This window comes from Massilibacteroides sp. (assembly GCF_028705895.1).
GTDB lineage: Bacteria > Bacteroidota > Bacteroidia > Bacteroidales > Tannerellaceae > Massilibacteroides.
Map to the genome: position 1 here is coordinate 82,309 of NZ_JAQWCQ010000008.1, position 14,401 is coordinate 96,709.

A 14,401-nucleotide genomic window follows, 5' to 3' on the forward strand; every position below is an offset into this window, starting at 1 on the left:
CTTTGTCACAACCTGAAATGCTAAAACGTGAATAAGAGAGTATTATATATCATAGCCCTATTTATAACTTTAAACCTGTCCGTAAAAGCAGATGAAAATTTCTTTTTTTCACATCTGGGTGTTGAAGACGGCCTGTCGCAAATATCTGTTTTAAAAATATTTCAGGATTCAGACGGATATCTTTGGTTTGGAACACGCAGCGGGTTAAATCGTTATGATGGTTATGAGTTTAAGATATTCAGGAACGAGGCAAACAATACTAATACGCTTTCGGATCGTTACATTTATGATATCAACGAAGATAAAGAGAAAAATATCTGGGTAGCAACTCCCAACGGGCTTAATTGTATCGCTTACCAAACGGGAAAAATAAGCTATTTTTATCCCAAAGAAATCGATTCTCTGAGTACGACTAATAGTTCGGATTATTTATTACATCATACAGATGGTAACATCTATATGTTACAAAGTTCAAAAGTCTTTCTTTGCAACTCCGACAAAACGGTTTGTTTTCACAAACGCCTGTCTCCTACGTTCAGAACCTGTAGTGCTGTTGCGCAGGACGCTATCAGTGGGAATATTTATATAGGAACCAGAAGCAGGGAACTATTGGTTTATTCAGAGAAATGGGAACTGAAAAATATTATCTCATTAAAAAATAACAAATTACCAGACAGTTATATAACCTCTATTCTGCCGGATAAAGAAGTTATTTGGTTAGGTACAGAAGACAAAGGGATTTGCAGTCTCGATAAAAACACAGGAAATATTAAATCGTACAATACGAATAATTCGGCCTTAGGAAACAACACCATCCGATCACTTATTTTTCTGAATAATGATTCTCTGTTGATCGGTACATTCGGCGGATTAAATATACTAAACAAAAGGAATAATCAGATAACTCCTCTTTCCGTAAATCTTGAAGCTCAGGGAAATCTGAGTCATTATTCTGTTCACAGCATGCTCCTTGACAAAGATAAAACGTTATGGATCGGAACTTATTCAGCGGGTATTAATTATCATAGTCCCTATTATAAACAGATAACGTATATAACCCCTAAGATGTACACAGGTATTATGGGTAAAGGGGTACAGGATAAAAACGGAAATTTATGGTTTGCTACTGAAGGTCGCGGATTGTTTTATTTTAACCCCAGAACTAATGAACAAAAAGTATATCCGTTAACACCTTTACATCATTCTAATTATGAACGAAACATTATTAAAAACCTATTGATGCCCGAAGGCTCCGACGAAATTCTTTGTACTACTCATTTCGGATCGGTTTATTCTTTTTCAATAACCAAGAAAGAATTCAGATTATTGTATGATTATAAAGAAAACGACATTTATTCTTTATATATCGACAGCCATAAAAGATTGTGGATTCCTTTGATGACATCCCCCGGATTACTTGTAGAAGAGAATGGAAAATTAAAAAATATTTTTTCGATAAATGGTCAGAACAGAGCTTTTAATCAGATCACAGTTATTGAAGAAATAAGAGATAACCAGTTTTTGATGGGGGGACTGGAAATTTCCAAGTTTGTTGACCCCGTAAACTAAAATAGATTTGACCCCTGAAAAACATTTGTTTTTGTCTCTTAAATATCCAGAGAATTGGGGTCATTATTATTTTAGAAACCATCATTAGGCGAAAACTATTATTTGTTCTTTTTTCTAATTGATATACATTTCATTCATGGAAACGATAGATAAGACAACACTTTATAGAAATTTACTCTTTCGCTGGCGAAAGGAAGAAATTTCTATAAACCGCTTGCGGCTTGGTGTTGGCGTTCTATCGTTGGAATGTAACTTTGTATATCTCTTAAAAAAAGACATTGACAGTTCTTTAGCTGTTCATTCTGATTTATTTCCCTTTCTTGTGATCCATACAATATAGGAATTACATAAAAGTTCATATCGGGGACATCTCAATGGGGACATTTTTATTTTGGAACGAGGGGTCAACCTTATTTTGGAACGAGGGGTCAATTTTGTCTGGCACAAGGGGTCAACGTACACTGGATTTTCCATAAGGCTTTGATAGAGGATGGGCAGATAACAAAAGCTACCGTTAAATGGTGGGGAGGCGGTAGTTATGCACACCCATATCTGTGGAAAGCAGACAAAGCAGATACGGAATATCAGGAATCGTGGGGTGATCCGAGACTACTGAAGGAGGAGCAGAAACCGAAGGAAACAAAGCTGAAAGTTCCTAAAGTTCAGGAAAAGAAGAGAGGGAGAGGGATATAAAAACAAAATAACACCTTTTGGACGGTACTACTAGCGATGGAAGAGTAACCTTTTACTATGTCATAAAGCAAAAGTATTCTCGGACAGTAGTTGAAAATATGGCAGACATATTAAGAATCTAATAAAGCAGGTCTAAAATGTTTCCGTATCTTTGCACTGTTATGATACACATCCTGATCATAGAAGATGAACCCGGCATTTATAACTTTCTTAAACAAGGATTGGAAGAAGAAGGTTATATAACTACTATTGCTACTGATGGAAAGCAAGGAATAGAGATTTTTGAATCGGAAAAGCCGGATATAATTTTATTGGATTGGATGTTGCCCAAAACGACAGGCATAGAAGTATGTAAAACCATCCGTGAGAAAGATGCTGACATTCCGGTGCTATTCCTGACTGCAAAAGATACTGTACAGGAAATCATTGAAGGATTGCAATGTGGGGCGAATGATTATATCAAAAAGCCATTCAGCTTTGAAGAATTGTTGGAAAGGATAAAAATACATTTCCGAAATAAAAAAGAGCAAGAAATTCTTGTATTAGGCAATATTTCGCTCAACCTCAATACATACGAAGTAAAATCAAACTCTTCTGTTGTTTCTCTGACTCAACGGGAGTTTGAATTACTCGAATTCCTTATCAGAAACAAAGGAAACGTATGCAAAAGAGACGAGATTATTGAAAAGGTATGGAGTATTCATTTCGAATACGATACAGGAGTGATAGATGTTTTTATAAATGCTATCCGTAAAAAACTGAATTTGGATAAGGATAACGGATATATCAAGACCATAAGAGGTGTAGGGTATATTGCTAACGAATAAATATGCAGAATTTCTCATTTCGGAACAGGATTGCCTTGAATTATATAATTACCACAGCATTATTAATCGGGCTTGTTTTCGTTACCATCTATATGGTAGTGGAATACAATGTATCCAACCACCTGAATAAAGATTTGCAACGCGAAGTAGAACGCCATTCTCAGGAAATAGAAGTAAGAAATGGAACAATCACCTTGAAAAGACACAAAGAGTGGATGGAACGAGAACACAATACTGTCGGGGTTGACCCGGTGTTCATCGAATTCTTGGATATTAATGGTAATCTCATTGATAAATCGCCCAATTTGAAAAGCAGTAATTTACTGTATAATCCGAACCAAGAAGATAATGTATTTTTTAATGGAGAGCTTGCAGAAAAAAGGATAAGGCAGGTACAAGTTCCTATTCAAAACGAAAATGGCACACGTGTCGGGCACTTGTTGGTAGCTGTGGCTCGCGAAGGTTCGGAAGTGGTGTTGGAGGCTCTGCGGCATATACTACTCTTTACCTATCCGATTATTCTAATTATACTGTTTTTTGTTGCCCGGTTTATTGCTGGAAGAAGCATCAAACCTATCAACCATATTATTGATACCTCTAATAAAATTACACGGGACAATCTGACTGAGCGTATTCCTTTGCCTCATAATAAAGATGAACTTTATGTCTTATCCGATACTATCAATCAACTGCTCAACCGTATTGAAAAAACTATCGAACGGGAGAAATCATTTACATCCTATGCCTCCCATGAGTTTCGTACACCTTTGGCTGTGTTGAAAGGAACATTGGAAGTGTTGATAAGAAAACCTCGAAGTCCGGAAGAGTACGAAGAAAAAGTAACTTATTGCATAAAGGAAATAGATCGCCTGAACCATTTAGTGGATGATTTGCTCATTCTGACCCGTTTCGAAAATCAGAAACAATCTCTTCACATTGATACTGTGAAAATTGATTCGGTAATTAAAGATGCTTTGAAATATTTGTCGGCAAATATTCAGCAAAAGAATATTGATATCGACTACCTCTCTTTCTCATATGACATTGATATTCAAACGGATAAATATTTATTTACGACCGTTCTTTCCAATATTCTTTCCAACGCCATTAAATATTCCCACTCGAAGGGCAGGGTCGGAATACAATTGCAAAAAGAGAACAATGCCATAATCTGTGAAGTTAAAGATGCCGGAATAGGTATTCCTGAAAAGGATATGGAAAAGATTTTCGATAAGTTTTACCGTTCAGCAGACCGTGCCGAGATTAAAGGTTTTGGCTTGGGGTTATCCATTGTTAAAAGGTTTTGTTCTTTATTGAATATCGAGGTTGAATTTTTCAGTAGAGAAGGCATAGGAACCACTGTCAGATTACGAATTCCTCAATCTTAAGCAAATCTTAAGCAAACTATTTTAACATCTATCTACTTTTGCTGATTATTGAAATCAGGTAAAACTAAAGTCGATGTTAGAAAAGATTATACGGTTTAGTCTTAACCGCAAGCTGATTATATTACTATTTACATTTGCCATATTCGTATATGGCATTTATTCGGTTTTTCATATACCTATCGGTGCAGTACCCGATATCACCAATAATCAGGTGCAGGTCATCACTACTTCTACAAACCTTTCGACCGAAGATATCGAACAGTTTATCACTTATCCTATCGAAATGGAAATGGCAAACCTCCCCGGAGTGCAGGAAATCCGTTCCGTTTCCAAATTCGGCCTGTCGGTGGTAACGATAGTTTTCGACGAAAATATGGGGACATACCTCCCGCGTCAATTGATAGCCGAGAAAATAAAAACAGCATCAGAGCTTATCCCTGAAGGTTTCGGTTCTCCCGAAATGGGCCCTATATCGACCGGGTTGGGGGAGATTTATCAATATGTTCTGGATGTAAAACCGGAATTTAGAGACAGATATTCGGTTGCAGACCTGCGCACAATACAAGATTGGATAGTGAAACGTCAACTTTCGGGAATTCCCGGAGTAGTCGAAATTAATACATGGGGCGGCTATCTGAAACAGTACGAGGTAGCTATCAACCCTTCCCGCCTGAAAGCGATGAACATTACCACCGGCGATTTGGTAAGTGCCCTTGAAAAGAATAACAGCATTGCCGGAGGAGCTTATATTGAAAAAGTCAATCAAAGTTATTTCATTCGTGGAGAAGGAAAAATCAGCACCATTGAAGATATAGAAAACATTGTTGTAAAAAATGTAGAAGGCATTCCTGTTCTTGTAAAAGACATCGCTTCTGTACGTTTCGGAAGTGCCAACCGTTTCGGTGCCATTACAGGAAACGGCGAAGGCGAGAAAGTTCTCGGTCAGATAATGATGCTGAAAGGAGCCGACTCCAAAGAAACCATCAATGCGGTAAAAGAGAGGGTGGAAGAAGTACAGAAAGTGCTTCCCGAAGGAGTATATATCAATGCCTTTTTGGAACGTAGCGAATTGGTCGCGAAAACGACTTTCACTGTTGCCGAAAATCTGATACTCGGTTGTTTGATAGTCATTTTCGTAGTTGTATTACTACTCGGTAATTTCCGTTCGGGGATTGTTGTGGCCTCTGTGATACCATTGTCCTTATTGTTTGCTATTTCACTGATGCGGATATTCGGGATAGATGCCAACCTGATGAGTCTGGGGGCAATTGACTTCGGAATTATTATAGACGGAGCCGTTATTATTGTGGAATTCGTTTCGTCCCAAATGACAGCTAATGCCTCTAAATTGAGTCATCTGGCTGTACCCGACAGGAAACGGGAATTGGACAAAATTACCTTAAGCAGTTCGTCCACCATGATGAATTCGGCTATCTTCGGACAACTAATCATACTAATCGTTTTCATTCCTATTCTCTCTCTTTCGGGAGTGGAAGGAAAAATGTTCCGCCCGATGGCGCTTACTTTCAGCTTTGCGCTCATTGGAGCCATGTTGCTTTGCCTTACATACGTTCCTGTTCTGTCTTCGTTGATTATCAAACCGCAGGTTCAGAAACGGAATGGTATTACAGTGCGTATAATGAGATTGCTGACCCGTACTTATCTACCTGTTATCACTTGGGCATTGAAACATGCAAAGAAAACACTTGCCGGAGCTGTCGGATTACTGGTTATAGCCGTGATAGTATTTACCCGCATGGGCGGCGAGTTTATACCGCAATTGGATGAAGGAGACTTTGTTATTCAACCTGTTCTCAAGACAGGAACATCGCTAGCCAAAACCATAGAAACCACAACATTGATTGAAAAAACTATTCTCGATAAATTCCCCGAAGTAGAGCAGATTGTCAGCCGAATCGGTGCTGCTGAAGTGCCTACCGACCCTATGTCGATGGAAGAAAGCGACATCATTGTAAAAGTGAAACCCAGAAGCGAATGGGTATCGGCAAAATCCAAAGACGAGCTGGCAGACAAGATAAAAGAAGAATTGGAAGCCACCATACCGAATATGGAGATAGAATTTACCCAACCTATCGAAATGCGTTTCAATGAGCTTATATCAGGTACACGTTCCGATGTGGCTATCAAGATTTTCGGAGAAGATTTGGTGGTACTCGCTGAGAAAGCCGAGCAGATAAAACGAGCTATTACAAATGTCGAAGGAGCTGCCGATATTATCGTGGAGAAGATAGACGGTCTGCCGCAAATGACGGTTGAATACAACCGTACGCGTATTGCTCAGTACGGATTGAATATATCGGATATCAACGATATTGTAGCATTGTCTTTTGCGGGTACTACGGTAGGCAATGTTTTTGAAGGAGAACGTCGTTTCGATTTGGTCGTTCGTCTGGAGGAAAATCTCCGTAATGATATCGAGGATTTGAGAAACCTGTATGTTCCGTTACCAAATGGCGGACAAATTCCGCTTCGTGAACTGGCAAAAGTAGAATATACCGAAGGTCCTGCCAAAATTTCTCGCGACGATACCAAACGTCGTGTGGTAATCGGGGTAAATGTTCGCGGTCGTGATATGGAAAATGTTGTGAAAGATGTATCGGCAATTATCAGTGAAAAAATCAACCTGCCGCCTGGGTATTATGTGACTTACGGCGGACAGTTCGAAAATATGCAGAATGCGCTTAACCGCTTGAAAATAGCCGTTCCTGTGGCTCTCTGTCTGATTTTTATACTCCTGTATTTTGCTTTCGGTTCTATACGCGAAACTTTACTCGTATTTACCGCCATTCCGCTATCGGCTGTTGGAGGAATTTTATTGCTTTGGATGAGAGGAATGCCATTCAGTATATCGGCAGGGGTTGGGTTTATTGCACTGTTTGGTATCGCTGTACTGAATGGGATTGTTCTGGTGGAACATTTGAAGGAATTGAAGCACAGAGGTATGAAAAATATAAATGAACTGATTCTGAAAGGAACTACCGACAGGCTTCGTCCGGTTACCCTGACAGCCGCAGCCGCAGCATTGGGTTTCTTGCCTATGGCGATTTCCTCGTCGGCAGGAGCGGAAGTACAACGTCCGCTGGCTACGGTAGTTATCGGCGGATTGTTTACAGCAACCCTGCTTACAATGGTTGTGCTGCCTATCCTTTTCAAAATGTTTGATAAAAATCTGACGAAAGATGAAGAAGATATATAGAATCATATGCTTAGGGATGGTGTGCTTAACCAGTTCGATAAGTTATTCACAAAATAATCCTGAACTGAATACCCTGATTGAGGCAGCCCTTGCCAACAATAAGGAACTAAGTTCTTATCAGTTGCAGACCGATGCTTCTAAAGCGAATATCGGGACAGCTTTCGACTTTGATAAGACAACCGTGTATTACGGATACGATGAGAATAATGTGGCTCCGAATGATAAGGCATTGCGTGTATTCGGTATCGAACAAACATTCTCTTTCCCGACCGTATATGGCGCACAAAGAAAGGTGTATAAATCGCAATGGGAACAAAACAGAGCTTTGCACGAAATACAAAAAAATAAGCTGATACTCAATGTTTCGCTTATCTACGAGCAGATAGTTTATACCCAAAATAAGGAAAAACTATATACTCAGCTGGATAGCCTTTATGCCGCTTTTTCAAAGGCAGGGAGCCGAAAATTCGAGTTGGGAGAGTCCAATTATCTGGAAAAGATTACGGCAGAAGCCAAATCGAAACAAATTCGCACGACATTAATACAATTGAAAAGCCAGAAGCAGGCTCTTTATGAACAGTTAAAATCATTGGTACAAGGTGAGGATAGTTTTCAAGTATCAAATGATGAATTAAGTCTGTTGTATCTCGAAAACGTTAGTACGGGCAAAGAATTGCAAAAAAATTATTTGGAAACGGTCAGTAATACTTTTTCATCGCAGATAAAACTACAAAATCAGAATTGGCTACCCGACCTGAGTGTCGAACTTTTTACGGGAACAAACAAAGGTTTGGGCTATCATCAAAACGGTTTTCAGATAGGTATAGCAATACCTTTGTTTTTCAGTGGAAATATTTCCAAACGTAAGACTGCCAAATTAGAACAACAAAGCTGGGAAGCTATGCGAAGCAATCGCGAAATACAAATGGAAAGTTTCTATATGCAGAAGCAGGCGGAACTTAATCAGCACAGGGAAATGATAAAATATTATACGGAAAATGGTCAGATACTTTCAAAAGAAATTATAAAGACCGCCGATATGAGTTATAAAAACGGCGAAATTGATTTTTTTCAATACATTCAGAGTATGGAAAATGCTATTAGTATAGAGTCTGATTATCTGGAAAATGTACTTTCTCACAATAAATCGTATTTAGAGTTACACTACTTTAATTTCAATGAACAATGAAAAAATTTACACCTTATATATTCTTGGTTTTAGCTATCGTATTTTTTAATTCTTGTGGAGGAGAGAAGAAATCGCCAGAGGATGAAAATACGGAAAAAGAAGATAACTCTTTGTTCGAAGTCACACAGGAACAGTTCAATTCCATGAAAATGGAAGTTTCTACTTTGCAGGAAAGAGAATTTGATAATACGATAAAAGCATCGGGTAAAATAGATGTTCCTCCCAAAAGTAGGGCAAAAGTAAGCTCTTTTGTCGGTGGGTATGTGAAGACAACTTCGCTATTAGTAGGGGATAAAGTAAGCAAAGGGCAACCGCTTTTAACGCTTGAAAGTCCTGAGTATATAGACTTGCAACAATCATATCTAGAAATTGCGGGGCAAATGGAATATCTGAAGTCGGAGTATGAAAGACAAAAGACTTTATTTGATGAAAAAATATCCTCTCAAAAGAAATATTTGGAAGCTGATAGTGACTACAAACGAGCTAAAGCCACTTATGAAAGCCTTCGTCAGAAGTTGAATATGTTACGTATCAATCCTGCACAAGTAGAGCAGGGCAAATTCTCGTCATACATCACCGTATATTCTCCTATATCGGGAGATATTACAGCTATCAATGCAAATGTGGGTATGGCTATTTCCCCGACAGACGTTATTATGGAAATCGTAGAAACACAGGCTATGCACTTGGAATTAGCAGTTTTCGAGAAAGATATATTCAACCTGAAAACAGGGCAAAAGATTAGATTCGCAGTACCTCAGGTCGGTTCACAGGAATTTGAAGCAAAAGTTACTCAGATAGGGAAATCTGTTGAAGGAAACGACCGTATTATCAATGTATATGCTTCATTAGATAGTGATACAAAGCAAAAATTGATAACCGGAATGTTTGTTGAAGCCCAACTTATTGCTGATTCACGCAATGCTTTAAGTGTTCCGTTCGATGCTGTTACTACCGAAGAGGGAAATAATTTTCTGTTGGTTCTCGAATCGGAAAAGGACGGAGTTTATACTTTCCGAAAAACCTTAGTCAAAGCAGGCGAACGAAATGGTGATTGGATAGAAATTATTCCCGATGACAAATTCAGTTCGAATACGAAAGTTCTGATTAAAGGGGCGTATGATGTGGTGTAATCCAATACTACACTATCTATTGAGAATAATCGTGATTTTGCAATATTTTTTTCCCATATTTAAATCAAAGATGTTTAGGGCTATGTTTTTCCAATAATATATTTTTTCGTACTTTTGTATTGAGTTATTCGGCACTGTGTAAAACAGAGCAAACACAAGCTAAAAGAACCGTTGCCAACTCGTTACCTGCCAAAACAAACGCTCTCCTAGTTAACTGAAAGTAAAGGGTAAATCTCCAAAGTATTGCTATCTGAAGGAAATTGCGGCGGTTTGTGGAGTTGATAAGAATCTCTCATTTCACGTTGCAAGACATATACATTCTTGTTTCCGGCTGAACACTAGATTGTTATAAGATTATTTTCAGTAGTAGGTAACGATTTAGAAACCAGCTTAGTTCTTAGATATGCTTAATTTCCTCAATATATAAAGAGCAACTTATCTTTTGTAAAGATATAAAATTTTCGTTTTAGAGAACTGAATTTCTTAGATTTTCATCTTCAAATAGAATTTATGTGGTAGTAAAAAAATGGTACTATATAGTCAAAGTTAAGATACTAAAAACCTTTTCCCCTTTCGCTACTCTTTGAAAACTTTAGATTAATATCTGGATATTTTTCTCTAAGATAATTTACAAAATAAATATTCGTATATTTGCGAACAATAAATATCAAATTTATGTCAAAAAAAGAATTAACAGCCGATCAGGAACAATTAGCTCGTTTTGCAAAAGCGTTAGGTCATCCTATTCGTATTGCTATACTAGGAATGCTTGCCAACCAATCCTGCTGTTATCATGGCGACATGTCAGAGATATTACCAATAGCCAAAAGTACGCTGTCACAGCATTTGAATGAGTTAAAAGACGCAGGATTAATCCAAGGGACAATTACATTACCCACTGTAAAATATTGTATCCACAGCGAGAACTGGAATAAAGCCAAAGAACTGTTTGGTGGCTTTTTTACCCAATTACAGAATACAGACGAGATTTGCTGATATAATTATGAACATCAGACTTGCAACCAAGAAAGATATCCCCGCTATTGAAGAGCTGTTCCGTTCAACTATCCTTTCAGTCAATTTGAAAGATTATACTTCCGAACAGGTCGAATGTTGGGCTGCAAGAGGAAAGGATACGAGTATATGGGAAGAGCGGATAAATGAGCAATATTTTATACTTGCTGAGAAGAATAATACAATATTAGGATTTGCTGCCCTAAAATTGTCAGGGTATTTAAATTTTATGTTTGTTCATAAGGACTATCAGGGAAAGGGTGTTGCATCATTCTTACTTAAGAGGATTGAGGAATATGCACGGTTGAAAGATATTTCAGAAATAACTGCTGATGTCAGTATTACAGCCGAACCTTTCTTCTCAAAAAAAGGCTATATTATTTTGGAACAACAGACCGTTTGCATTGGTATTTCCATGACAAACTATAAAATGTCAAAAGTTTTATCCTGATATTTTTTTAAGATAAGCATTCGTTATTCGACGAAATAGGAACTGTTAGTGTAAACGCGAAATTATAAATAATATGAGAATTTTAATTCTGTGTACAGGAAATAGTTGCCGTAGCCAGATGGTACACGGATTTTTACAATCATTCGATCCTTCATTGTCTGTTTATTCCGCAGGGACAAAAGCAAGCGGAAAGGTAAACCCAAAGGCAATAGAAGTCATGCAGGATGCAGGTGTAGATATTTCACACCATACATCCGATAGTGTGGAGCAATATATGAATGATAAATGGGATTATGTGATTACTGTTTGCGGGGGTGCAAATGAAAGTTGTCCCGCATTCTCAGGAAAAGTAAAGAACCGTCTGCATATCGGTTTTGATGATCCGTCCGAAGCTACGGGAACACCCGAGTTTATTCAATCCGAGTACATCAGGGTAAGGGATGAAATCAAAATAGCATTTTATGAATTATACACCGATAAGATAAAAGGTCATGAGTAAAAAGAAAATGAGTTTCTTAGATAAGAACTTAACACTTTGGATATTCCTTGCGATGGCTATCGGTGTAGGATTGGGGTATTTTATCCCGTCTTTCAGCAGCTACATAGATTCCATGTCGAGCGGTACAACAAACATTCCTCTGGCAATCGGACTTATCCTGATGATGTACCCTCCATTGGCAAAAGTAGATTACAAACAACTGCCGAAAGTTTTCAAGAATGTCAGAATACTGACTGTCTCGTTAGTCCTGAATTGGATTATCGGACCTGTCTTAATGTTCTTACTTGCCATTCTCTTTTTACATGATTATCCCGAATACATGGTAGGGATTATCCTGATAGGTCTGGCACGATGTATTGCGATGGTGCTTGTATGGAACGACCTGGCAGAAGGTAATACGGAATACGGTGCAGGGTTAGTTGCCCTGAATAGTATTTTTCAGGTATTCTTTTATAGTTTCTATGCGTGGGTATTTGTAACAAAACTTCCTCCCTTGTTCGGCTTTGCAGGTGCAATAGTGGATATTTCCATAGGTACAATAGCCGAAACAGTTGCTATCTATTTAGGGATTCCTTTTCTGATGGGTATTCTAAGCCGTTTGATATTAGTTAAAATCAAAGGTGAACAATGGTATAAAGAAAAATTTATCCCGACAATCTCACCCATTACTTTGATCGCCTTATTATTTACCATTGTATTAATGTTTAGTCTGAAAGGAGAACTGATTGTACAAATACCATTGGATGTAGTACGTATAGCCGTACCGCTATTAATCTATTTCGTAGTTATGTTCTTCCTCAGCTTCTTTGCAGGTAAATTAATGGGTGCATCTTATGATAAAAATGCATCGATAGCATTTACAGCCACAGGTAATAACTTTGAACTGGCTATTGCAGTTGCAATAGGAGTCTTCGGCTTGCATAGCGGACAGGCTTTTGCAGGCGTAGTCGGTCCGCTAGTCGAGGTACCTGTACTTATACTGTTGGTAAATATAGCCTTTTGGCTAAGAAAGAAATATTATAAATAAAATAATTACAATACTTTTAATATGAACACGAACGAAGAAAAGAAAGCTTTGGTAAAAAAAAGATATAGTGAATTAGCTTTGAATAGTGATGCTTTAAAATCCGGTTGCTGTTGTGGAACGAATCCTGCCATTCCTTCAAAAAAGGTCTTTACGATCATGAGTGAAGATTACAGTGGGCTTAAAGGATACGAAGTCGATGCCGATTTAGGTGTAGGCTGTGGATTACCTACTGAGTATGCAGGTATTAGAGAAGGTAATACAGTCTTAGACTTAGGATCAGGTGCAGGTAACGACTGTTTTATAGCTAGAGCAGAAGTCGGGGAAACAGGAAAAATAATTGGTATCGACTTTTCACCACAGATGATAGAAAAAGCGCGAAAGAATGCAACTAAGCGAAGATATAGCAATGTTGAATTTATTGAGGGAGATATAGAAAATATGCCTTTACCTGATAGCTCTATAGATGTTGTAGTAAGTAATTGTGTTTTAAATCTGTTACCCGAAAAAAATAAAATATTTAAAGAAATATATCGGGTATCGAAACATGCCTGTTGCGGTCTATATGAGTTTTCTGCGTTATCTAGTCCTAAGCCCATATCTCTGTTTATGATTTTAAGTATCTCGACAAAATCAACCCCATTTCCACAATCTAAACCTTTCAACTTGCCGACATAAAAGAAGCAATCTCCGCTAAATTCATCGTTACCGAAGTCCTTAATCTTATATGTTCGGCTATTTCTATCAAAGTAGATGTTACAGGACGCTCTTTTATCTTCATATAATGGATTAAGAAAGTTTCTACCTAACTGCCACTTTGTATGGATGTAAAAGCGGAAAATCTCGAAACCGGAGTTAGTTCTGTCTAATATGGTCTGTTTACTTAGCATTCTTGTAATAATTATCTAATAATTCCTGAAATCCTTGAGGACTGCTTTTTATAAGATTTTCATCAAGCATTCGTTCTATTTCACTTAGCTTATAGTAAGTCTTACCTCTTATGATTGAGAAATTTATAAGTTTTTGGGAACGTAAGCGCTGTAATGTTCGAGTGCTTATGTTTAAGTATTTACAGACATCATGGTTGTCAATCCAACCCTCATGCTGGCTTTCCGAATGCTCCTTTACATATCGGGATATCTCATCTATCTTACTTACTATATCTTTGTAAGCCTTTGACTCAATTGTGATTACTTCCATATTGGCAACTATTTAATTTGTTGCAAAGGTCGACTATATACAGATATAAAAACAGGGGGAGTAGTTAACTATAGATAATCCGGAGCATACCCACCCATCCATCCGGATTAAACATCCAGTATAACAGTCTTCAAAAAGGGATAAAAAGTCTGCCATTCCGGCAGATATGCACCCAAAAGAAGGCTAAAAAAGGTATT

General features: G+C 37.9%; 12 protein-coding genes and 2 pseudogenes. 12 read left to right on the forward strand and 2 right to left on the reverse strand.

The window, feature by feature from the left end; genetic code table 11:
* Positions 1–27 precede the first annotated feature (27 nt).
* From PHT93_RS03560 to PHT93_RS03615, 12 genes and pseudogenes are all read left to right on the forward strand, one after another.
* Positions 28–1,569: a two-component regulator propeller domain-containing protein gene (locus PHT93_RS03560; protein WP_300239543.1), complete on the forward strand. Its 1,542-nt coding sequence runs from the start codon at positions 28–30 to the stop codon at positions 1,567–1,569.
* Positions 1,570–2,049: 480 nt separating this feature from the next.
* Positions 2,050–2,262, forward strand: coding sequence for a hypothetical protein (locus tag PHT93_RS03565; RefSeq protein WP_300239546.1), 213 nt, complete (start codon positions 2,050–2,052; stop codon positions 2,260–2,262).
* A 161-nt stretch (positions 2,263–2,423) separates the two neighbouring features.
* Positions 2,424–3,089 (forward strand): response regulator transcription factor, encoded by a 666-nt coding sequence (locus tag PHT93_RS03570; protein ID WP_294079570.1) that lies wholly within the window; start codon positions 2,424–2,426, stop codon positions 3,087–3,089.
* 2 nt (positions 3,090–3,091) lie between these two features.
* Positions 3,092–4,477 carry a HAMP domain-containing sensor histidine kinase gene (locus tag PHT93_RS03575; RefSeq protein ID WP_300239550.1) on the forward strand — a complete coding sequence of 462 codons (1,386 nt, stop codon included), beginning with the start codon at positions 3,092–3,094 and terminating at the stop codon, positions 4,475–4,477.
* 73 nt (positions 4,478–4,550) lie between these two features.
* Positions 4,551–7,694: a CusA/CzcA family heavy metal efflux RND transporter gene (locus PHT93_RS03580; RefSeq protein ID WP_300239552.1), complete on the forward strand. Its 3,144-nt coding sequence runs from the start codon at positions 4,551–4,553 to the stop codon at positions 7,692–7,694.
* Positions 7,678–8,883 carry a TolC family protein gene (locus PHT93_RS03585; protein ID WP_300239554.1) on the forward strand — a complete coding sequence of 402 codons (1,206 nt, stop codon included), beginning with the start codon at positions 7,678–7,680 and terminating at the stop codon, positions 8,881–8,883. Before PHT93_RS03580 ends, PHT93_RS03585 begins: the two co-directional genes overlap by 17 nt.
* A complete protein-coding gene (locus tag PHT93_RS03590; protein ID WP_300239557.1) occupies positions 8,880–10,016 on the forward strand; it encodes an efflux RND transporter periplasmic adaptor subunit in 1,137 nt (378 codons plus the stop codon). Before PHT93_RS03585 ends, PHT93_RS03590 begins: the two co-directional genes overlap by 4 nt.
* Before the next feature lie 675 nt (positions 10,017–10,691).
* The gene (locus PHT93_RS03595) at positions 10,692–11,012 is read left to right on the forward strand and encodes a metalloregulator ArsR/SmtB family transcription factor (RefSeq protein ID WP_300239579.1); all 321 of its coding nucleotides are present in this window, start codon (positions 10,692–10,694) and stop codon (positions 11,010–11,012) included.
* 7 nt (positions 11,013–11,019) lie between these two features.
* Positions 11,020–11,481 (forward strand): GNAT family N-acetyltransferase, encoded by a 462-nt coding sequence (locus PHT93_RS03600; RefSeq protein WP_300239559.1) that lies wholly within the window; start codon positions 11,020–11,022, stop codon positions 11,479–11,481.
* 73 nt (positions 11,482–11,554) lie between these two features.
* Positions 11,555–11,980: an arsenate reductase ArsC gene (locus PHT93_RS03605; protein ID WP_300239561.1), complete on the forward strand. Its 426-nt coding sequence runs from the start codon at positions 11,555–11,557 to the stop codon at positions 11,978–11,980.
* Positions 11,973–13,007, forward strand: coding sequence for an ACR3 family arsenite efflux transporter (gene arsB / locus PHT93_RS03610; RefSeq protein WP_300239563.1), 1,035 nt, complete (start codon positions 11,973–11,975; stop codon positions 13,005–13,007). The genes PHT93_RS03605 and arsB overlap by 8 nt, the downstream gene beginning before the upstream one ends.
* 21 nt (positions 13,008–13,028) lie before the next feature.
* A pseudogene (locus PHT93_RS03615) lies at positions 13,029–13,544 on the forward strand (methyltransferase domain-containing protein); the annotation flags it as partial.
* 44 nt (positions 13,545–13,588) lie between these two features.
* Here the strand turns inward: PHT93_RS03615 and PHT93_RS03620 are convergent.
* Both PHT93_RS03620 and PHT93_RS03625 read right to left on the reverse strand, forming a co-directional pair.
* Positions 13,589–13,894, reverse strand: a pseudogene (locus PHT93_RS03620) (bifunctional DNA primase/helicase); the annotation flags it as partial.
* A complete protein-coding gene (locus PHT93_RS03625; protein WP_300239565.1) occupies positions 13,884–14,204 on the reverse strand; it encodes a helix-turn-helix domain-containing protein in 321 nt (106 codons plus the stop codon). The gene PHT93_RS03625 and the pseudogene PHT93_RS03620, both read right to left, overlap by 11 nt.
* Between the last annotated feature and the right edge of the window lie 197 nt (positions 14,205–14,401).